The following is a 20,495-nucleotide window of genomic DNA, read 5'->3' as shown; positions in this document are numbered from 1 at the left end:
GCGGATGGTCGTCCGCTGTATAGGTGACGGTGCATATCGCAGGCATTTCTAACGGCCATGACGTCACCTGGCTGGACGACCGACGTCCCGACCTGAACAAGATACATGCTCCTCCAGCGCTACTTGCTGATCTTGGTTTCGGCGGTATGGGGCATCTGTACCCCGAGGAGTAGCAACGCGCCCTACGCGTGCAACCACGCTGCTGGACTGGTGATCACGGCTCGCTTGGGAGGAAGGGGCGATGAACGTCAGTTCCTCGAGGGAGGCCTGGCTGACCTAGAAGATCGCTGGGCTCAAGAGCTCGCCCTGCTGCGCCCCTAGCCGATACCACGCCGAACCGGCGCTCGGGGCGGGAGTTGGTCGACTCAAGCCCATCCTACCCCGCCCAGTGAGGGCGGTAGCCCCACCACTGTGCATCGAGCATCGGGGCACCGTCAGGCGCATAGCGGAGTGTACCGGTGATCTAGGTGTCCGGCGCGATATTGTTGCGCGGCACCCAGGCCCCTTACAACGTGGGAGGGTCGCCGGAGCGCACGTGCAACGATGCAAAGCAACCACTCTGATAGTCAACCTCCTGTCCCCGCGACTCTGCAGGCATGTAAATCGGGACAACCGTGGAGTGCTGTAACCTTCAGCTTGAATGTGCCGATTTCAGACCTGGTAATCCTAGCCCCATGAGGATAACTTGGTATCATACATCGTCGGGGGTCAGCTTTGGCCATTCGGGTGCACCACCAACACGCCTGAAAGCAGGATTAAACATCACGGAGCCTTGGCGGGCTGGCTGGCCACTCGTGATACAAACTGCCAGCTTGGATCAGATCCGGAATGTCAGGCAAATGCTCACGACAGTGCTTGAAACCGCACTCCCAGACTACGAGGACACGCCAACCCTGTTGCTGAAGATTCTTGCATGCTTCTCGGTCACGCCGAACATTTGCTGCGAACTTGGCCTCCCAGAATGACGCCTTGGTGCCAGGTGTTGTGGCATAGAAGCAACTAGGATGCCGGTGCCAGAAGCAGCCATGCACGAAAATAGCCAACTTGTAGCGAGGCAGCACCAAGTCGGGGGAGCCAGGAAGGTCCTTGCGATGAAGGCGAAAGCGGTACCCCAAGGAATGAAGGTACCTGCGCAAGAACAGCTCTGGTTTGGTATCACGGCCTCTGATGCTTTGCATCATGCGTGAGCGGGTCGTGCTGTCAACGACGTCGTTCACGCCAACCTCCTGACCATGAACATATTGCAGGTTCTCAACAATGACGAAGCCGGTTCAACTAGTAGATCTGTTCGCGGGCCCTGGGGGCCTTGGCGAAGGATTCAACTCTATCAGGAGACCGGATCGCAGCCGTCAGTTCAAGACGCTGGTGTCGGTCGAGAAGGAAGCACCGGCCCATCGCACCCTGACCTTGCGTGCGTTCTATCGCCACCTGCTCGACAGCGATCGTGGCATGGATGCCTATTTCGAATACCTGCAGGGTGGAGAACACCCGAGCAACCGGGACGATGTCAAGGATCTGTGGCTGAAAGCTGAGCAGGAAGCACTGCGCCTGGAGCTTGGCGGTGAAACTGGCACCCATGCCCTGGACGAGCGACTGCAGAAGGGTCTGGACCATAACCGTGACTGGGTTCTCATCGGCGGTCCGCCCTGCCAGGCCTACTCCGTTGTCGGGCGTGTCCGCAACCGCGGTAACAAGGACTACCGCCCTGAAGAGGACAAGCGACACTTCCTGTATCGCGAGTATCTGGACGTGATCGCCAGGTTTCGGCCAGCTGTTTTTGTCATGGAGAACGTGAGGGGCATCCTGACGTCACGAGTCGGCAAGGAGAGGATCTTCGGCCAGATTCTGGAGGACCTGCGAGACCCGACCAAAGCAACCGGTCATGAAGGCCCAAAGGGCTGCTGCTCTGCAAGTGGATACACGATATTCTCCCTCGAGGACGATCGCACCTACTTCCCGAGAACAAAAGGGCTTTTCGATAATCCAGATCCACTCGAGGAAGACGAGTACAACTCCTTCGTGATCAAGGCGGAAGAGCACGGCATACCTCAGGCTCGCCACCGGGTCATCCTAGTCGGCGTCCGAAACGACATCGTAAACAGCATTGGCGCTCAGACAATAGCCTCCAGCCTGAAGATGGTGAGCACTGATGAGAAGCGAACGGTCGAGCAAGCCTTCGTCGGACTTCCGCCACTACGCAGCGGCCTGAGCCGTGATGACTCCTATGAGGCATGGCAAGCGGCCATCAAGCGGGTAGCTACCAAAGTAGCAAATGAGCTGCTTATTCACCCGAGCAAGCATCTCCAGTATGCAGACAGAACGCGTATCGCTGCAGAGCTTAACGCGATCGCGGAAGCACAGCACGAAGAACTGCCAAGGCGCCACGAACCAAGGAAGGAGTACAGACCCGTCGGCCCGACAGAAACACTCGAGCGCTGGTACCACGGAGCTCAGGACCCGAACATCAACGGCCTGTGGTACAACCATGAGGCTAGGAGCCACATGGAGGAGGACCTTGCCAGGTACCTCTACTGTGCAACCTTTGCCAAGATCATGGGGTACTCCCCAATCGGCACCAAGGAGATCTACCTCGACTACCTTGCCCCCATGCATGCCAACTGGAAGTCCGGCAAATTCGCGGACAGATTCAAGGTGGCTCTCAGGGACCAGCCTTCCAAGACGATCACCAGCCACATTTCCAAGGATGGTCACTACTTCATTCACTACGATCCCAAGCAGTGCAGGAGCCTCACCGTCCGCGAGTCGGCACGCCTGCAGACCTTCCCTGATGATTACTACTTCGAGGGTAATCGTACCGAGCAATTCGTCCAGGTCGGCAACGCGGTGCCTCCCCTGCTTGCCAGAAAGATCGCGGAAAAGGTAGTAGAAGTCCTCACGGCCTGGCAAGTGGAAGGCATACGGGACGTAGGTACCTGAAAATGACCTGCCGGTCATATGAGCCGGCAGAGTGATCGCCTCAGGCGTCAGCGCCTCCAGAACATAAGGCCTTTCAGGAACCCCTTTCGGCTCCTCTCAATATCCTGCTCCGTGTCATCATGATGGCAGCCTCTTTTCTCCCAGGCCGTCCGAAATGCCAGCCACACCTCTTGATGCATCCTTTCTTCCGACAGCAACGAAAGATCAATTATCTTGTTGCGCAAAAGCAGAATCATCATTGCGTCGCGCATCGTGCGCTGCATGTTCGCCTGGTCGACATTGTCAACCCAGGAGAGATAGCCTTCGGCAAAATGTCTTGCCAGCACCGGGTTGTTGGACAGACCACTGCGCTCGAAAATTTGCACCAGTGTTTCCTCGCCAAGGCGTTCAATGAGCGCCCAACGATCATCTGAGAGCTCCCCCCTGTCAAGCACCACACCTCGGGTCCAAAGGCGCTGGAAGGTATTGCGAACCCCTCCAAGGAATCGCTCGTCATTGGCAGAAGGGAAGCGCCATACCACCACATCGGGAAGCATCATAGTCGCGATGTAGCTCCAGACATCATCACGCAGCGCCTCGCCCGTATTGAGCCATTCTTCCTGTGCAAGCAGGATCGTCACCCGAGTGTCGAAATCGCCTACCTTGCGACCGATGCTGGCAGGAAAACCAAGCTGTCTCGCCTCTTCTCTGATCCGCTTTACAAGATCTTCGATACGAGCGGCATCAAGACTGCCGCCACTGGTGGCATAGTACATGGCAGGGTCATCCCGAACACCTTGATAGGCAGGCTTGAAACCCTCGACCCGCATGTGCTCGAGCTGATCATGCACATGGCGCTTCTTCATCCGGGGCAGCAGGTGGACTCGAGTCATGCTTCCACCTCGACTTCGGCGGCTACTTGAATGGCGGACCTGAACTCTCCGGGCTTTTCATCCAGCAGCGTCTTGGCCCCCGACACGTCGAGGCCTGGGAAGGCCAGTGACAGCCAATCGTGTGCCTGCCTGGCAAGTGATCCGTCGTGATGCTCCTCAGGTGCTTCACTGGCACTCGACATAAGATAGGCCGAGACAACTTGAGCCATCAGATCAGACATGATCATGTGAAGGGCAAGAGGATTATCCTCCAGCACACTCTTGAAGAAGCGCTCTCGGTCCCGGTTCAGGTACAGGCGCACGCTGCCGGCGAAGTCCGACTCCCAAGCATGAGGGCGCCAGTCGACGAGCCAAAACGCATCCTCGAAACGTTTTCCGGGAAATGCCTTGGAAAACGACATGGACTCTATGGGAAGGCGTGAATTACCCCCATCCTCGAGAAGGATATCGATCGACGAGCTCCACAGCCTCGAGCCGGTCTGACGTGGACTCAGGGGACCAGGAGAAGAGGGGGCCGAAGCAAGCACCAGAGAGGCCTCAAGCCATAGCCTGGAAGACAAGCATGAAGATTCAAGGCTGATCCCCAAGACGGCGCGGCCATCCGTCCTATCGACTGGTGACTCGACCGTGTGGCGTATGGTCCGAGGGGTGATGCCGCTCCCCGTGCCGACCTTCAGCACGGCCACCACATCCAAGTCGTCAGGCGAGAGATCAACGGAATCGGCTGCCTGCACTAGGTCAACGGACAATTCGTGCCTGACCTCAAGGTCCCGATCATAGTCCCAGAACTCGAGAATAGTGCTGCCTGGAAATAGCGGTTCTCCTGCAGTACCGATCATCCAGTCCCCCTGGCTGACTGCATGATCTACCACCGTGAGGAAGGGGAAAGCAATACGGCGACTCATGAGCCCCCTCCGGATAGGGTCAGCCTGAGGCCCACTGCAGCGCTTGGGGGCATGGCAACACGGATCTTGAGAGTGCCATCCACCTTCTCGGGGTTAATGAAATCACCAGTGACGGTCCTGCCACTCTCAGCTATTGTCATGTCAATCACCGTCACTGCATAGTCTTGGCCCAGACCTACGGCCGGCGCCTGTCCTCCATCCATGACCAGATAGGGATCGGCATGAACATGCTGACCAGGCTCGATGCCGCTCAAGGTCGCGCTGAAGACCGCACAGACCTCCGATTCACTGTCCTGCTCCAGACACTCGAAGACGGGAGAGGAGACACCGGGGGGACTTTTCTTCCTGCGGGAGGGAGTGCCAACCCTGCGCGGGTGGCCCGGACTCTGGCCTTCTCCACTTCCCAGCATCTTGCCCAGAATAGTTGCGGTCTTGGCTAGGGAAGGGCCTTCATCATCATCATCCACTGAAGACCTTGGCGACGCGTAGTCCACAGCTCTCCTCTTGAGGCGTTCTAGGCCTACCTTTACGAAGGTCTTCTGGCGGCCCCTAGGAAGATTCTCGTACAGCCAGTCGTCATGTGCTGGAGGTTCTGCTCTGGCAAAGGCCTCCTCGACCTCCTGCTCGTCGCTACAGACGAATACGCCGGCCCACTCGAAGCGCTCGTCGGGAAACGGTGTTCCTTCTAGGTAGCGTACCACCAGCTCGACCGGCCGCATGAGTGCGATATGGGCGCTGCGTTTCGGGGTCAACGGGTCATTGCGTGTCGCAGGCCCAGTCCTCTCCAGTCGATACCCCTTCGAGAAGGCCAGATGACCCAGCATTGCCTTTGGTCTTCGTGACCATACTTCCTCTGCGGCTGCCGGTGAATCATGAATGACATCCAGCGCCTCGGCAAAGTGATCCAGCGGAGGAAAATCCTCGGGTGCCGGCAGTGGCCACTCCTTCCCTTCGATCTCGATGGATACCCTTAGCCTGCGCGCCCCGGGTGTGGAGTGGATCATGCGGGGCCAGAAATTCCAGAGCAGGGTTTCAGCCAGCTCATCGAAGACATCATGATCATTGTCCGAGTCGAAGAGGGGATCGAGGATCATTACCGTGGTGCCAGTGTCTTCTCCGCTTCTTGGTGGCATACCGAGCTGCCCGGCCATAACCTCAGCAAATTCATCAAGCAGCGGATCGATCGTATCTGGACTCGAGCGATTACCCCACCAGTGACGGCCCGTGTAGCGGCGTTTACTGCCTTCCGTATCCTCTCCATCGAAGGCAGTACCGAGATGACAGCCGATAAAACGCCTTTGCTTGTTGCCCTTGTCCGTAGCCATAGTATCAAGCAGGATGGTCGAGCAACGGCTCATTCTGTAGAAGACAGTCTTGCCGTAACCATAAGTCCCTCCTCCTTGATCCGTATCCCGAGCAGCACCCACGTTGCGCACGAAATTTACGAAGTCCGGTGACTCCTCGTGCGCAGGCTCATCTGCGCTCAGGGGTCCGCCAAGGCCGGTCGTGCTGAAGTCACTGATTTCCATGACCCTGAGAGTTGCCTTGCCCAAGGACTTGCTAAGCCTGTCTCTCGAGTCGCACTCCGACGGCAGCTGGGTAGTGACCCTATCACGAAGTGCGGCAAGCTCTGCCGGTTTCAGTGTCCTAACCCGCATAAGGACCGAGGGACCCACACCAACGCGCGCTGCATCGATACTGTTCTGGATGGACTCGCGGATCACAGTCTGAATCATGCCAAGCGTCGGCCGGCCAAGGAGGTTGCCGAAGCCCTCGCCTGCAATGTTGCCGGTGCTGGCAAACGGCTCGCTGAAAAGCTCCATATGAGTCATGTCATCATCTCGTCTAGCCAGGCGGCAGTCTGCCTTTCGTCAATCAGGTACTCCCCTGCGAAAGCCATATCCAGAGCGTATTGAATCCTTGTAACCCCGGGTGGCAGCGAACTGCCGTAGATATCGTTGCTGGTCAGCCTCGGAAAGCCTTTCTGCACCGTCCATGCCTGGATGGCCTCTAGGGTAAAGGCTCGATCATTCCATGCCGGATCCATCGGGTCCGCGCAGCCGAGGCTGGCGAGACGCTCCAGCAGGGCCTGGCGTGACACGCCAAGGTAAAGCAGTGACCGGTAGAGCTCGGAGAGAAATACTGCACCATCTGGCGTGGGTTCGAGCGTCACTTTTACGAGCAATAGGTTGCCGCCAGCCGGTGGCAGCAGCTGGTCGATACCATGAATCATGACCTCGCTGGACGACGTGCTTCGAGATGCCTTGACCTCAATGGCATGGGCCTCAGTTCTGAAATCATGGCGCATTTCATGAGGGCCTACCCAGCTGTTCACTGCGTCAGGACTTCGTTCACAGAGCTGGTAGAGCACATGCATCTCTCCCAGGAGGCCAATCAGCGTTTCCGTGGGAACCTCGGTAGTGCGCCTGGGAAAGAGGAGGGCTCTGAAGTCCTCGAACGTCCCCTTGACCGCAGAGACCGGTTCCGCCCCGTCTGCGATGCGAGCCAATATCTCATCGACCAGCTCTTGGAAGACAGGGTCCAAGGTGGAATCCAAACAGAGAAGGTCGATGAACCTCTGATGCTTGCCAGCGAGAACCAGACGCGGAAAACTGACCCTGAGACTTCCTGTCTCATCAAGTTTTCCGGGGAAGCGACTGTCACCCAGCGGAATCAAGAGGCGACGTTCACCGCCCTCGCCTAGGGAATAGCGAACCCGGCCATAGCCGGTATCGACATCCGTTGCGAGACTGGGTATCTCGAGCCGACCATCTCCCTTGCCTGAAGCCTTGAGCTGCCCCCACAAATCACGGTTAAAGTCACTCATTAATCAGCTCCGCCTCGTCCATTTCATCAGCCATCTCGACGAAATCCTCATCATCGAGATCCTCGGACGCCGGCACGTCAAGTTCGACAGAATAATAACTGCCGCCGGAACTTGCTTCGCCCGGGAAGACGATGGCAACGCCCATCAAGTCATCCACTGCATCGAGAGGCTCTCGGGTCTTGGAAGGCTCACCTTTCCTGCGCGGGTTAGGCGAAGACTCTGAGTTAATAGGGTATAGCAGTAACAGAGGCCGGCCTTCGGGTCTTAGCTCCTTTAAATCTTCCCACTTCTTTCCCTTGACGGATTTTGGCTGGTCATCTGCATCGATAAGAACATCACTACGCGACATGAGCGCCTTGATGTCGGCATACTTTTTCTTCGGCTCCCTAAGCCGCGAACGATTTACTGTGGTCACCTTGCCCAGTCCACCGAGATCATGGTGCGATAACTCGCCCTTCTCGGAGAGGATGACACCGACATTCCATGTACTCAGGTAATCACGCTGCTTGTCGATGTACTCGAGCAGCAGCTTTTTCTTGAGGTTCAGATGCGAATCACAGATATCGTAGGCCACCAAGAACTGGCGCACCTTTTCGACCTCCACCTCTGTGGCCAGATGGCTGGTGACTCCCACGAACCTCGAGCTGCCGATGGTATCGATCAGGCGACTGGCGGCTTTCCAGTTGCCGCGGACAACTTCATCATCACGGTGGTCGAACCGGATCGTTTGCACATGCCGCCCGGCAAAACTGATTGACGTGCGATAGGCGTGTCTCATCTTGCCAGCCGACGTGATGGCCATCCCTGGTATTGATCTGACCTTCACAGCGAAGTCTGTAGGTGTCAGATCATGCGTTCGATAATTTTGGATATCTTCCCGGACCTCCTCTTCGATACGCGCAAGCTGTCGGAAACGATCGGCCAGATCCGGTGTGGTCCAGAGACGCGGAAGGTCCTCGTACCCTTGCCGATAGCCAAACCACCTGCCCATCTGAAGAAGCGAATCATACTGACTGGAGGTCCGGAGGAAGAAGGAGACAGACAGCCCCTCAAGGGTGAGACCGCGGGCCAGAACGGCGCCCCCTACCACGATGTAGGTCTTCTCGTCGCCGGTGTAGTCGAGACGGCGTTCACTTTCGCCATTCTCGACGACAACCTGAAGCGCTTCGAGTACCTTGTTCAGCTCCGTGAGGAGTTCAGCTGCTGGAGGCCTGGACTCATGCTGCTCGCGATATGGCTCGACTCGCTCGTATTCCTGCTCCATTACGCGCGACAGTGCCTCGAAGGCAGGACCGGTACCTGTACGCAGGTCGTCGGCATGGCGATCAAGCCAGGCATCGATGGCATCAGCCATTCGGTCATGCTGGAGAATCCGGGGAGAAGTATGGACGAGCATCGACATGTGGCGGCCGGCATGGCCACGACGGCGGCGTACAGCGCAGCTGCCTATGAACCACAATATGGCATGCTCTAGGTTCTCGGTGATGACAGGCTGAAAGTTATCATTGTCAGCTGCCTTTACGGGGCGCAACCTGTCGAGCTCATTTTCATCCTCGATCAGGCGGATCATGTCATGCCCTGATTCGACTTCCTCACCTGGGTCATCGGGTTCGTCGCCGAACACTTCTCGGGTACCGAAGTAGGCATCTGGCTTGGGCAGGGCCGTGATGAAGTCTTCGGGATAGAGGTCATCGAGTTCTTCCTTGCCCGCTGGATACGGGTTGATGAAGACGTTTGCGAAAGGGGTTGCCGTATAGCCCACATATGACACTGAAGGCAGACTACGGATGATCCGGCGAATAAGCTCGTTGATCGTGGTCATGTCGAACTCGCTCTTAGCAGAGTTGACTGACGCCTGATCACACTCATCGTCAATAATGAGAACCTTTAGCTCTCGAAGTATCTTCGGCTGCGTTCGCTCGATGGTCCGCAGGAACTGCTTGAGACGCGATGACACCTTCTTCAGGACGGCGAGTTGTGCTCTGCCAGGCACGGGCATGGTAAAGGCACCGTTCCTGGGGATGATAAAATCACCGTCCTCCTCGGACTTGGTGTATAGCTCCCAGAGTTCTCGATGACGATCAACGATATCGCTGTCAAGCCTGAGCTGAGTCTGTGACCGCAGCTTGTTGGTCATACCTCCGAGAAGCACAACGAGGTTGTAGCCAGCATCGACGGCCTTGGCGATGACGGCTGTCATGTTGGCCGTCTTGCCGGACTGGACGTAACCAACCACCAGCCCACGGCAGCAGAAGGATCTTCTTGCAGGATTGCCGAGCAGGGACACGACCTCGCTGGAAGTCTCATCAATGGAGTCAACAGCGTCGTCTTCCCACCTCTTGATGTGTCGCAGGTACCCATCAAGAGCAGGCCAGTGCCTGTCGCGCGGCTGCGGCCCCTGGTACCAGTCATTCCTCGGCTTGATGATCGATGAGGGGCGAAGGATCTCCACTTCCTCGAGAGAGGAACGTACAAGCTCGGAAGCCTTTGCAATGTTGCGCGAGACAGAGTCGGGCAACTCTCCCATTACTTCCTCGAAGTCCCGGATGACTTCCTCGGCAGCCCTCTCGACGGAACCATACCTTGGCAGCTTCTCCCGGATCTGCTCCGCGTGCCTTTCGACCTGTCTGTTCGACATGCTCCAACTCTTCCTGTCGTGGTGCATCAATGACGAAGACACGAGGTCTTCGGTTGACCGCCTTTAGTTATAATGAAACCAACTTAAACACGGTTCGGGCCACTGGCAAGGTAGCGAAAGATCCAGAGTGGACTACAATCACGATGCATCAACGTGAACGCCACTCCCACGGCCGCTGCCCGGCTCAGCCCCCTTTCCCTGCCTGCCGCGCCTGGCGTTCCGCCGCTTGGTAGCGCTTCTCATCGCAATACCAGTAGCAAGTTTAGGCTGCGCTCGCCATCACCAGCAGCCCTGCGATGATCAGCTCCCACACCCACTGCCCGCATCCGGAAGCGCTCGTTGCCGGGTAGCACGCACCGACACCGCGCCGACCAGAACCACTCGACCTCGGCCGATGTGAACATGTCCCCCCACCGAGTGTGACGCGTCACCGACCACCAAGGGCCAGCCAGATGCCGTGAGACAGAATCTGGCTACAGCAGCAACGCCAAGGCCACATTCACCAGCAGGTACTCCAGCGGTTCGGAGAGCCATGTGTACAATCGCCCAATGATGCAATGTTGCATGTAGAGTTCGGAAAAAGCTCTGCGGCGTCGACCAGCCAAGTCTCTGGTAGTGTCGGCGCGTGGCCAATAAAATATCGCACGACGACGTCATGGCCTACCAAGCAGGCACATTGGCGACGCATCTACTGCTGTTGTCACCCTGCGATCAAAAAAGCTTACCCGTCAAAGTCCGGTGCCCCCTGAGGGCAGCACCGACACTATGACGCAACCTACGGGTAGCGCCCTACCAGGCAGAAGCCACTATAGGTCTCCCTGATCTGCCCGCGATTACGCAGCTATCAATGCCGACCACGATATGGTCGATAACCCGCACCTCGATCAGTGTCAAGGCGTCCTTGAGTCGCGGGATGATGCGCCGGTCGGCGTCGCTGGGCTCGGGGCCACCGCTGGGATGGTTGTGGACCAGAACTACGGCAGCAGCGTTGTTGGCCAAGGCCTGCTTTACCACCTCGTGGGGGTAGACGCTGGCTGAGTCGATAGTGCCATGGAACAGTTCCTCGAAGCTGATCACGCGGTGCTGGCTGTCGAGGAAGACGGCGCTGAACACCTCGTACTCGTAGTTAAGCAGCAGAATTTATAGGTACTCGAACGCCAGAGCTGGCTGGGTGATCTTCCGCCCTCTGGCCAGCTCTGGCGACGAGCGAAGGCCTTGGCAATGCTCAAGAGTTCCGCTTCTATTACTGGGGCGATAGGTGCCGGCTGTCTCACTAGCACTCAGCTTGCGGTGGCACATGGTGTTTCTCCTCAGGCCACCATGACCATGGTCATACGGCGCTCCAGCTCCCCGTAGAAGGCCTCGACGCGCTCGGCGATGGTGCGGATCAGTGCCTCGTCCCGATGCGCTTCATGAACAGCAGCATCCCCGGCCAGTAGCTGACGAAGTCGATCCACTCCCGCTCACTGACCCACAGTCCGCCCTGGCACTGCGCCACGTGCTCCTAGGGCAGCTCGTCGGCCAGCAGCAACTCGATCTGGGGTTTGGGCAGCTTGGTCTTGATCTCGACCAAGCCGTTGCTATCCACCAGGCAAGCCGACGAGTAGCCCACATCGTGATTGAGGATGATGCCAACCTGCTCCAGACTGGAAAGGGCAACGGCCTCGTGATAAAGCTCCCGGACCACGGGTTCCAGCTCATGGCCGCGCTGGGTGTGGGCATTGCCCTAGAAGGTATCCGTAGGGCTCGCCGGTGGTTCGCGCGCCGATCAGCTGGTGTATATAGCTCATCGCACCAACACCGAAGCCTCCCGGCCTCTCGCCTGTGACCAGCAGGGTCTTCAGCTCGGACATGACGATGCCGAGCCGCGCAGCTTGTCGAAGTCGCCACGCGGCACCTGCCAGGCGTCGCCGTACTCACCGACGAACCACTCTTGGGTCGTCGGAGGGCAGGAGGCAATCAGCTGCCGGATCTGTCCGGCCTGGAAGGGGGTGACGAGTTTGACCGGGGCTTCGGTGTGACCGTTGTCGTCCTGGCCGCGGGTGGTGATGTTGAGCAGGACGCAATCAACAACCACCTTCAGGTGGTGAAGCGCGTGCTCAACCTCGCCTACCGCGAGCGGGGGTGGCTCGAGCAGCCGCTGGGGGACAAGCTGAAGAAGAAGTCGCCGAAGAACGAGCGGCATGTCTATCTCAGCACCCAGGAGCTCGGCGAGTTGCTGCAAGCCATCCCTGACCGGAACGCCGTAGAGAAGAAGGTCATCGCGCTGGCGGCGCTCACCGGGTTACGCCAAGGGGAGTTGCTCAGTCTCGATGCTTCGAACGTCCACGGTGGTCGCATCCTGCTGCGACCAGACCAGACGAAGAGCGGCAAGGCGCGAGTGGTGCCGGTACCGGAAGATGCGCGCCCATGGCTGGAGGACCTGCCCTTCGCTACCACATACCCGAGGTTGCGGTGGGCATGGGAAAAAGCCAGGGAGGCAGTCGGTCGCAAGGACCTGCGCTTCCATGACCTGCACCACAGCTACGCCAGTATGCTGGCCCAGGCCGGCGAGAGCATGACAACGGTGCGGGATTTGCTGGGGCACTCAAGCCTGATCGTCACCAGCCGCTACGCGCACATGTTCGATGCGGGGCTGGATGATATTGCAACGAGGCTGCCGAGTTTAAATGCGGCCATCTGCGACCAAAATGCGACCAAGCATTGAAGGAGGGGTGCTACGAGGAGAGGGTGATGCCGCTAACCACTTGATTTTCAAGTGGTGCCGGTGGTCGGACTCGAACCGACACGCCTGTTACAGCGGCGGATTTTGAATCCGCTGCGTCTACCAATTCCGCCACACCGGCAACGGCCCAGAATTATACGTGGGCCGACGGCCAGGTCAATGATTTCACGTCATTCTCGCGGGCATCATCAGTAGATTGCTATCATCGCGCCCACCTTGACTCGGCGCCTCCGCCGACGGTCGTTCCCGTATCAGGAGTCCTCCATGGCGCAATCACGCAACGACACCCCACCCTCTCCATCCGTCGCAGCACGCACCGGGCTGGTGCTCGGCCTGGTATTCCTGCTGTTGACCCTGATCATCCCAGCACCGAGCGGCATGTCGCCCGTCGCCTGGCACTGTGTCGGCATGGCATTGCTGATGGCCAGCTGGTGGTCCACCGAGGCGATTCCGATTCCGGTCACCTCACTGGTGCCGATGGTGCTCGCCCCGGCGCTGGGCATTGAGGGTATCAAGGAGACGGCGGCCAGCTATGCCAATCCGATCATCTATCTGTTCCTCGGCGGCTTTCTCCTGGGTATCGCGATGCAGGTCTGGAACCTCCATCGCCGTGTGGCGCTGCAGGTACTGCGGGTGGTCGGCAGTGAGCCGAAACGCCAGATTGCGGGGTTCATGATCGCCACCGGCTTCATCAGCATGTGGGTCTCCAACACCGCCACGGCGATCATGATGCTGCCGATCGGCCTCTCGGTACTGAGCCTGCTCGAGCATTCGGATCCCAAGGAACTGAACCGCTTCGCAACCGCCCTGCTGCTGGGCATCGCCTATTCAGCAAGCATCGGGGGCGTGGCCACCCTGATCGGCACGCCTCCCAACGCCCTGCTGGCCGGCTACCTGTCGGACTCGATGAACATTGATCTCGGCTTTGCCCAGTGGATGCTGATCGGGCTGCCGATCAGCATCGCGATGATGGTGGTTGCCTGGTGGTGGCTGTGCCGTGGCGACTTTCAACTCGCCACTGGCGGCAGCGAGAGCGCCGACATGATTCATCGCGAACTGGCCGAGATGGGACCGATGAGCGCGGCCGAAAAGCGCGTCGGCATGGTCTTTCTGCTGGCGGCAGCGGCCTGGATCGTCCGTCCCCTGCTCAATAATCTCGGCGTCGACTGGCTGTCGGATACCTCGATCGCCATTCTCGCCGGCATGGCACTGTTCCTGATCCCCAGCGGTCGCCACCGTGGCGAATCCCTGATGAACTGGGAGGAAGCGGTCAAGCTGCCCTGGGGCATCCTGCTGCTGTTCGGTGGCGGCCTGGCGCTGGCCGGGGCCATCAGCTCGTCGGGACTCGCCGAGTGGATCGCCAACCAGCTCTCCGTGCTCGGCGCGCTGCCGACCCTGGCCGTCATTGCCGGCGTGGTACTGGTGATCATCTTCCTCACGGAAGTGACCTCGAACACCGCTACCGCGGCGGCCTTCCTGCCGCTGCTCGGCGCCATGGCCATGTCACTGGACATTCCGGTGCTGGTCATCACGGCTCCCGCCGCGATCGCCGCCAGCTGCGCCTTCATGATGCCGGTGGCCACGCCGCCCAACGCGATCGTCTTCGGCTCCGGGCATATGAGCATTCAGTCCATGATTCGCGCCGGCTTTGCCCTCAACCTCGCAGGCACCGTCCTGGTAACCCTGATGGCCTACGCGCTGATCCTGTTGCTGTGGTAATCGTCACGCACCATTTCTCATGAATCTGCCCGCGTTTCCTGACGTGACAGTCAGGAAACGCTATCCTTGTGCACCGCCGTCACGCGTCATCCCTTCGACCCACCGCGGCTTCGGCGGGTCACTCACCTGTTGATCGTTGTTGCGTCTGTCATTCAAGAGCCCACATGCAAAGAGCCGATTTCCATTTTGATCTTCCGCAAGAGTTGATCGCTCGCTACCCTTCGGAAGTACGCAGCGACTGTCGCCTGCTGTGCGTCGATGGCGACAGCGGCCAGTTCAGCCACCACCACTTTCCCGACCTCGTGGACATGCTGGAACCCGGCGACCTGCTGGTTTTCAACGATACTCGCGTCATTCCCGCGCGCCTGCACGGCCACAAGGCCAGCGGCGGCAAGGTCGAGATGCTTCTGGAACGCCCGCTGGATGCCCATCGTGGGCTGGTCCACCTGCGCGCCAGCAAGTCACCGTCCCCCGGCACCGAACTGAACTTCGAAGGCGGGATCCAGGCGGTGGTCGAGGGACGTCAGGACGCGCTGTTCGAGCTGCGCTTCCTCGGCGAGACACCGATGATCGCGCTGCTCGAGCAGCATGGCCACATGCCGCTGCCGCCCTATATCACCCGCGACGACGAACTTTCGGACCGCGAGCGTTATCAGACGGTCTATGCCCGCCGCGATGGTGCGGTGGCCGCCCCGACCGCCGGATTGCACTTCGACCAACCGTTGCTCGAACGCCTGGCCGCCAAAGGGGTCGAATCGACGTTCGTGACTCTGCATGTCGGTGCCGGAACCTTTCAGCCGGTACGTGCAGAGGACATTCGCGAGCATCACATGCACAGTGAGTGGATCGACGTCGGTGAAGATACCTGTGCCAAGGTGCGCGCCGCACAGCAGGCCGGCAAGCGAGTCATCGCCGTGGGCACCACCAGCGTGCGTTGCCTGGAAACGGCCAGTGCCTCGGGCGAGATTGCGCCATTCTCCGGCGATACCGATATTTTCATCTATCCCGGCTACGAGTGGCGCTGTGTCGATGCCCTGGTCACCAACTTCCACCTGCCGGAGTCGACCCTGCTGATGCTGGTGTCCTCATTCGCCGGTCACGATACGGTCATGGCGGCGTATCGGGAAGCGGTCCAGGAAGGCTATGCCTTCTTCAGCTACGGCGACGCCATGTTCTTGACCCGCCACCATGCTCCATCCGCAAGACGCGCCGATATCGAGACCTCCGATGCGTAACGAATGCTTCATGACCTTCGAGCGCCTGGCCAGCGACGGCCGGGCGCGCCGCGGTAGACTGACCTTTCCCCGAGGGACGGTCGAAACCCCTGCCTTCATGCCGGTCGGAACCTATGGCACCGTCAAGGGCATGACGCCCCAGTCGGTGCAGGAAATCGGCGCCGAGATCATTCTCGGCAACACCTTCCACCTGTGGCTGCGGCCGGGAACCGAGGTCATCGAGGCCCACGGCGATCTGCACGACTTCGCCCAGTGGGACAAGCCGATCCTCACCGACTCCGGCGGTTTCCAGGTCTTCTCGCTCGGCGAGATGCGCAAGATCACCGAACAGGGCGTGCATTTCCGCTCGCCGGTGGACGGCGCCAAGGTCTTCATGGGCCCCGAGGAATCCATGGCGGTGCAGCGTGCGCTGGGCTCCGACATCGTGATGATCTTCGACGAATGCACGCCCTACCCTGCGACCTTCGACGAGGCCCGACGCTCCATGGAAATGTCATTGCGCTGGGCACAACGCTCGCGCGATGCGCACGGTGCGTCCCCCTCGGCGCTGTTCGGCATCATCCAGGGCGGCATGTATCCGGCACTGCGCGAGGCCTCCCTGAAAGGACTCGGCGAGATCGGCTTCGATGGCTACGCCATCGGCGGCCTGTCGGTGGGCGAGCCCAAGGAGGAAATGCTCGAGGTGCTCGACTACCTGCCCGAGTGGATGCCGGACGACAAACCGCGCTATCTGATGGGCGTGGGCAAGCCGGAAGACCTGGTCGAGGGCGTGCGCCGCGGGGTCGACATGTTCGACTGCGTGATGCCGACCCGCAACGCTCGCAACGGCCACCTCTTCACTGCCGAGGGCACCGTCAAGATCCGCAACGCCAGGCATCGCCACGACACCGGCCCGCTGGAGGAAGGGTGCGATTGCTACACGTGCCGGAACTTCTCGCGTGCCTATCTGCATCATCTGGATCGCTGCGGCGAGATGCTCGGCTCGATGCTCAATACCGTCCACAACCTTCGCCATTATCAGCGCCTGATGGCTGGTTTGCGCGGTGCCATCGAAGCGGGTACATTGGCCCACTTCGTGGAAGGGTTCTACGCGCAGCGTGGCCTGCCGGTTCCTCCCGTACCGAATTGAAGGCTGGCCAACTCAGGAGGCCAGCCGCCAGGCGCCGCATGGTGCCGCTTTGTTTACCACGACTCAGGAGATTGTCGTAAATGTTGGACTTCTTCATTTCCCCGGCCCTGGCCCAGGACGCCGGGGGCGCGCCGGGCGGAGGCATCGCCCAGATCGTGATGCTGGTCGGCTTCGTGCTGATCTTCTACTTCCTGCTGTGGCGCCCCCAGGCCAAGCGAGCCAAGCAGCACAAAAAGCTGATCGCCGGCCTCTCCAAGGGCGACGAGATCGTCATCGGCGGCGGCATGCTGGGTCGTATCACCAAGGTCAGCGAGGACAGCGAATTCCTGTCCATGGAAATCGCCGAGGGCACCGAGGTCAGCGTGCAGAAGAACGCCGTGGCCACCGTCCTGCCCAAGGGCACGCTCAAGTCCATCTGATCGGACATGCCCGCGCCGCCATGCGGTGCGGGCTGCCCTGCGACCACCGAGGCGGGGCCAGGCCAACCGGCTCCGCCCGGTGCTCGTGATGACGCAACGCCCGTCTCCATCATCAGCAACCTGAGGGCAGGGCCCCCATGCTTAACCGTTACCCCCTGTGGAAGTATCTACTGATACTCCTCGTCCTCGTCGTCGGCCTGATCTATGCCCTTCCCAACCTCTTCCCCGAGGACCCGGCAGTACAGATCAGCAGTGATCGCGGCGAATTCACGCTCGACGAACGACAGCTCGACCGCCTCGAGACCTCCCTCGAAGAATCGGATATCGCCATCAAGTCCGTCGAGAATCAGCCCCAGAGCGTCCTGATCCGGCTCCGTCACGCCGACGACCAGATCAGAGCACGCGACCTGCTCAGCGATTCTCTCGGCGAAGACTACGTCGTGGCACTGAACCTGGCCGAATCCACGCCGTCCTGGCTGGAGTCGCTGGCTGCCTCGCCCATGACGCTCGGCCTCGACCTGCGCGGCGGCGTGCACTTTTTGCTCGAAGTCGACATGGATGCCGCCATCACCCAGCGCCTGGAGTCGGACGCCAGCGCCATGCGCACCACCCTGCGCGACGAGCGACTGCGCTATCGCAACACCAAGCTCGGCGAGCGTTCGATCAGCATGGACTTCATGAACGCCGAAGACCGTGACGAAGCGCGACAGTTGATCGCCCCCGAGTATCCCGAGTTCGACTACAGCAATGTCGAACGGGCGCGAGGCGCCGGCCTGAAGATGACCCTGACCGACACGGCCGTCGACGAGATCCAGGATTACGCGGTCAACCAGAACCTGACCACGCTGCGCAACCGCGTCAACGAACTGGGCGTCTCCGAGCCGCTGGTACAGCGCCAGGGGCCGAACCGTATCGTCGTCGAACTGCCCGGCGTCCAGGATACCGCAGCCGCCAAGCGCATCATCGGCGCCACGGCCAATCTGGAGTTCCGCCTCGAGGCGCGGCCCGACACCCCGGATGCCGAAACCGAGACCTTCCCGTTCCGCAACAATGAAGCACGTACCGCGACCCTGATGCGTGACGTGATCATTACTGGCGACCGGGTCTCGAACGCCAACCGCAGCTTCGATGAAAATGGCCGTCCCCAGGTCAACATCGACCTCGACGGTACCGGCGGCACCCTGATGAACCGCGCGACCCGAACCAACATCGGGCGCAACATGGCGGTGCTGTTCATCGAGCACAACTCCCGCGAGCGCACGGTGATGGAGAACGGTGAGGAGACCACCGTCCGCACGCAGAGCACCGAACGCGGCATCATCAGCCTGGCCACCATCCAGAGCGCGCTGGGTAACAGCTTCCGCATCACCGGCCTGGAGTCGCCCACCGAGGCGGCCGACCTGGCACTGTTGCTGCGTTCCGGCTCGCTGGCCGCGCCGATGTACTTCGCGCAGGAGCGCACCATCGGACCCAGCCTCGGTGCCAAAAACATCGAGCGCGGCATCCAGTCCGTTCAGATCGGCCTGCTGCTGGTGGTGCTGTTCATGCTGGTGCGCTACCGGGTGTTCGGGGTCTTCGCCAATATTGCCCTGGCACTCAACCTGACCCTGCTCGTCGCTGTCATGTCGATGCTCGGCGCCACCCTGACCCTGCCGGGCATTGCCGGTATCGTGCTCACCCTGGGGATGGCCGTGGACGCCAATGTGTTGATCTTCGAGCGCATCCGCGAGGAACTGCGCAACGGGCTCTCGGTCCAGCAAGCCATTCACGCCGGTTACGAGCGCGCCTTCTCGTCGATCGTCGACGCCAACATCACCACCCTGCTGGTGGCGTTGATCCTGTTCTCGATCGGCACCGGGCCGGTCAAGGGCTTCGCCGTGACGCTGTCACTGGGCATTTTGACCTCGCTGTTCACCGCGCTGATGGTGACCCGCGCCATGGTCAATCTGTGCTACGGCGGCAAGCCGGTCAAGAAGCTCTGGATATAAGAGGTGGCCATGCAATCCCTCATCAATCGACAATTCGACTTCATGGGCAAGCGCCGCTATGCCTTCATCATCTCGGTGGCAACGCTGCTGATATCGGTGGTCGCGATACTGGTCCAGGGCCTCAACCTGGGACTCGATTTCACCGGCGGTACCCTGGTCGAAGTCCGCTATGCCACGGCACCGGCGCTCAGTGCGGTGCGCGAGACCCTGGAGGCCGCCGGCTTCAAGGACGTGGCGGTGCAGACCTTCGGCGCCTCCACCGAGGTGTTGATTCGTCTGCAGCAAGCCTTCGATGCCGGTGTCGGCGACCAGGTCGTCGACCTGCTCCGCCAGGGCGGCAACAGCGTGGATCTGGTGCGTGCCGAGTTCGTCGGCGCCCAGGTCGGTGACCAGCTACGCGACCAGAGCGGCATGGGCATGCTGGTGGCCCTGGGCGTCGTCGTGCTCTACGTGGCCTTCCGCTTCCAGTACAAGTTCGCCATCGGCGCCCTGCTGGCCCTGGGCCACGATGTCTTCATCGTGCTTGGCGTCTTTGCGCTGTTCGGCTTCGAGTTCGACCTGACGGTGTTGGCAGCGGTGCTGGCGGTGATCGGTTACTCGCTCAACGACACCATCGTGGTCTACGATCGCATCCGCGAGAACATTCGCAAGTCGCGCATCGACGACATGCCCGCCATCTTCAACGAATCCATCAACCAGACCCTGTCGCGGACCCTCGCGACATCCGGTACCACGCTTCTGGTGGTGCTGGCCCTGATGATTCTTGGCGGCGACATGATTCACTTCTTCGCCGTGGCACTGTTCATCGGCATCACGGTCGGGACCTTCTCGTCCATCTATGTCTCCGCCGCTTTGCTGCTGCCCCTCAAGCTGCAACGCGCGGACCTGATGCCGGCACAGAAGGAAGACGCAGAAGCCGAAGAAGAACTGCCCTGATCGCTCCCCCGAAAGGGCAGCCCGACAAAAAGAGCCACCCGGCATGCCGGGTGGCTCTTTTTTCATCCAGCGGCATCGGCAAAAAGCTCGATACCGCGACTCGATCACTCGCTAAGCTACGCCCTGGGCATCGGGGCGAAAGACTTCACGAGCGTGGTGATACAG

At 60.0% G+C, this 20,495-nt stretch carries 17 protein-coding genes and 1 tRNA gene; 8 read left to right on the top strand and 10 right to left on the bottom strand.

Annotated elements, in window-relative coordinates:
- Positions 1-755: 755 nt before the first annotated feature.
- The gene (locus HSDC_RS16390) at positions 756-1,217 is read right to left on the bottom strand and encodes a very short patch repair endonuclease (protein ID WP_073292179.1); all 462 of its coding nucleotides are present in this window, start codon (positions 1,215-1,217) and stop codon (positions 756-758) included.
- A 40-nt stretch (positions 1,218-1,257) separates the two neighbouring features.
- On the opposite strand from HSDC_RS16390, the gene HSDC_RS05275 reads away from it, so the two are divergent.
- A complete protein-coding gene (locus tag HSDC_RS05275; RefSeq protein ID WP_064698902.1) occupies positions 1,258-2,937 on the top strand; it encodes a DNA cytosine methyltransferase in 1,680 nt (559 codons plus the stop codon).
- 47 nt (positions 2,938-2,984) lie between these two features.
- Here the strand turns inward: HSDC_RS05275 and HSDC_RS05270 are convergent, their stop codons facing one another.
- The 8 genes from HSDC_RS05270 to HSDC_RS16945 all read right to left on the bottom strand — a co-directional run bounded on the left by HSDC_RS05270 (position 2,985) and on the right by HSDC_RS16945 (position 11,866).
- Positions 2,985-3,809 carry a DUF6339 family protein gene (locus tag HSDC_RS05270; protein ID WP_064698901.1) on the bottom strand — a complete coding sequence of 275 codons (825 nt, stop codon included), beginning with the start codon at positions 3,807-3,809 and terminating at the stop codon, positions 2,985-2,987.
- The gene (locus HSDC_RS05265; protein ID WP_064698900.1) at positions 3,806-4,714 is read right to left on the bottom strand and encodes a hypothetical protein; all 909 of its coding nucleotides are present in this window, start codon (positions 4,712-4,714) and stop codon (positions 3,806-3,808) included. The genes HSDC_RS05270 and HSDC_RS05265 overlap by 4 nt, the downstream gene beginning before the upstream one ends.
- The gene (locus HSDC_RS05260; RefSeq protein ID WP_064698899.1) at positions 4,711-6,546 is read right to left on the bottom strand and encodes a hypothetical protein; all 1,836 of its coding nucleotides are present in this window, start codon (positions 6,544-6,546) and stop codon (positions 4,711-4,713) included. Before HSDC_RS05260 ends, HSDC_RS05265 begins: the two co-directional genes overlap by 4 nt.
- The gene (locus HSDC_RS05255) at positions 6,543-7,541 is read right to left on the bottom strand and encodes a PD-(D/E)XK motif protein (protein ID WP_064698898.1); all 999 of its coding nucleotides are present in this window, start codon (positions 7,539-7,541) and stop codon (positions 6,543-6,545) included. Before HSDC_RS05255 ends, HSDC_RS05260 begins: the two co-directional genes overlap by 4 nt.
- Entirely contained in the window at positions 7,534-10,179 is a 2,646-nt protein-coding gene (locus HSDC_RS05250; RefSeq protein WP_064698897.1) for a Z1 domain-containing protein, read from the bottom strand. Before HSDC_RS05250 ends, HSDC_RS05255 begins: the two co-directional genes overlap by 8 nt.
- A 789-nt stretch (positions 10,180-10,968) precedes the next feature.
- Complete coding sequence (locus HSDC_RS17115; RefSeq protein ID WP_425292856.1) at positions 10,969-11,292, bottom strand: JAB domain-containing protein; 324 nt, start codon at positions 11,290-11,292, stop codon at positions 10,969-10,971.
- Positions 11,293-11,489: 197 nt separating this feature from the next.
- A complete protein-coding gene (locus tag HSDC_RS16950; protein WP_244534477.1) occupies positions 11,490-11,636 on the bottom strand; it encodes a hypothetical protein in 147 nt (48 codons plus the stop codon).
- 47 nt (positions 11,637-11,683) lie between these two features.
- Positions 11,684-11,866, bottom strand: a complete 183-nt coding sequence (locus HSDC_RS16945; RefSeq protein ID WP_244534478.1) for a hypothetical protein — start codon at positions 11,864-11,866, stop codon at positions 11,684-11,686.
- A gap of 330 nt (positions 11,867-12,196) precedes the next feature.
- On the opposite strand from HSDC_RS16945, the gene HSDC_RS05235 reads away from it, so the two are divergent.
- Complete coding sequence (locus HSDC_RS05235; RefSeq protein ID WP_170862783.1) at positions 12,197-12,886, top strand: site-specific integrase; 690 nt, start codon at positions 12,197-12,199, stop codon at positions 12,884-12,886.
- Between the two features lie 52 nt (positions 12,887-12,938).
- Here HSDC_RS05235 and HSDC_RS05230 read toward each other — a convergent pair.
- A tRNA-Leu gene (locus HSDC_RS05230) sits at positions 12,939-13,025 on the bottom strand.
- A gap of 143 nt (positions 13,026-13,168) precedes the next feature.
- Here HSDC_RS05230 and HSDC_RS05225 point away from each other — a divergent pair.
- From HSDC_RS05225 to secF, 6 genes are all read left to right on the top strand, one after another.
- Entirely contained in the window at positions 13,169-14,623 is a 1,455-nt protein-coding gene (locus tag HSDC_RS05225) for an SLC13 family permease (RefSeq protein WP_064698895.1), read from the top strand.
- A 164-nt stretch (positions 14,624-14,787) separates the two neighbouring features.
- Positions 14,788-15,858, top strand: coding sequence for a tRNA preQ1(34) S-adenosylmethionine ribosyltransferase-isomerase QueA (gene queA, locus HSDC_RS05220; RefSeq protein WP_064698894.1), 1,071 nt, complete (start codon positions 14,788-14,790; stop codon positions 15,856-15,858).
- Between the two features lie 10 nt (positions 15,859-15,868).
- Positions 15,869-16,987, top strand: coding sequence for a tRNA guanosine(34) transglycosylase Tgt (gene tgt / locus HSDC_RS05215; RefSeq protein ID WP_211612813.1), 1,119 nt, complete (start codon positions 15,869-15,871; stop codon positions 16,985-16,987).
- Positions 16,988-17,067: 80 nt separating this feature from the next.
- Positions 17,068-17,406: a preprotein translocase subunit YajC gene (gene yajC / locus HSDC_RS05210; protein WP_064698892.1), complete on the top strand. Its 339-nt coding sequence runs from the start codon at positions 17,068-17,070 to the stop codon at positions 17,404-17,406.
- A gap of 137 nt (positions 17,407-17,543) precedes the next feature.
- Entirely contained in the window at positions 17,544-19,394 is a 1,851-nt protein-coding gene (gene secD, locus HSDC_RS05205) for a protein translocase subunit SecD (RefSeq protein ID WP_064698891.1), read from the top strand.
- Positions 19,395-19,403: 9 nt separating this feature from the next.
- Positions 19,404-20,330: a protein translocase subunit SecF gene (gene secF / locus HSDC_RS05200; protein WP_064698890.1), complete on the top strand. Its 927-nt coding sequence runs from the start codon at positions 19,404-19,406 to the stop codon at positions 20,328-20,330.
- Positions 20,331-20,495 lie beyond the last annotated feature (165 nt).

It is taken from the genome of Halomonas caseinilytica (assembly GCF_001662285.1).
Classification (GTDB): domain Bacteria; phylum Pseudomonadota; class Gammaproteobacteria; order Pseudomonadales; family Halomonadaceae; genus Halomonas; species Halomonas caseinilytica.
Note: the sequence above shows the minus strand (reverse complement) of the source record. Positions and strands in the feature narration are given on the sequence as shown.

Bases quoted from the DNA above. Each gene is read 5' to 3' on its own strand.
- HSDC_RS05275 (WP_064698902.1), top strand. From the start codon at position 1,258: ATGACGAAGCCGGTTCAACTAGTAGATCTGTTCGCGGGCCCTGGGGGC.
- HSDC_RS05270 (WP_064698901.1), bottom strand. From the start codon at position 3,809: ATGACTCGAGTCCACCTGCTGCCCCGGATGAAGAAGCGCCATGTGCAT.
- HSDC_RS05265 (WP_064698900.1), bottom strand. From the start codon at position 4,714: ATGAGTCGCCGTATTGCTTTCCCCTTCCTCACGGTGGTAGATCATGCA.
- HSDC_RS05260 (WP_064698899.1), bottom strand. From the start codon at position 6,546: ATGACTCATATGGAGCTTTTCAGCGAGCCGTTTGCCAGCACCGGCAAC.
- HSDC_RS05255 (WP_064698898.1), bottom strand. From the start codon at position 7,541: ATGAGTGACTTTAACCGTGATTTGTGGGGGCAGCTCAAGGCTTCAGGC.
- HSDC_RS05250 (WP_064698897.1), bottom strand. From the start codon at position 10,179: ATGTCGAACAGACAGGTCGAAAGGCACGCGGAGCAGATCCGGGAGAAG.
- HSDC_RS05225 (WP_064698895.1), top strand. From the start codon at position 13,169: ATGGCGCAATCACGCAACGACACCCCACCCTCTCCATCCGTCGCAGCA.
- queA (WP_064698894.1), top strand. From the start codon at position 14,788: ATGCAAAGAGCCGATTTCCATTTTGATCTTCCGCAAGAGTTGATCGCT.
- tgt (WP_211612813.1), top strand. From the start codon at position 15,869: ATGACCTTCGAGCGCCTGGCCAGCGACGGCCGGGCGCGCCGCGGTAGA.
- yajC (WP_064698892.1), top strand. From the start codon at position 17,068: ATGTTGGACTTCTTCATTTCCCCGGCCCTGGCCCAGGACGCCGGGGGC.
- secD (WP_064698891.1), top strand. From the start codon at position 17,544: ATGCTTAACCGTTACCCCCTGTGGAAGTATCTACTGATACTCCTCGTC.
- secF (WP_064698890.1), top strand. From the start codon at position 19,404: ATGCAATCCCTCATCAATCGACAATTCGACTTCATGGGCAAGCGCCGC.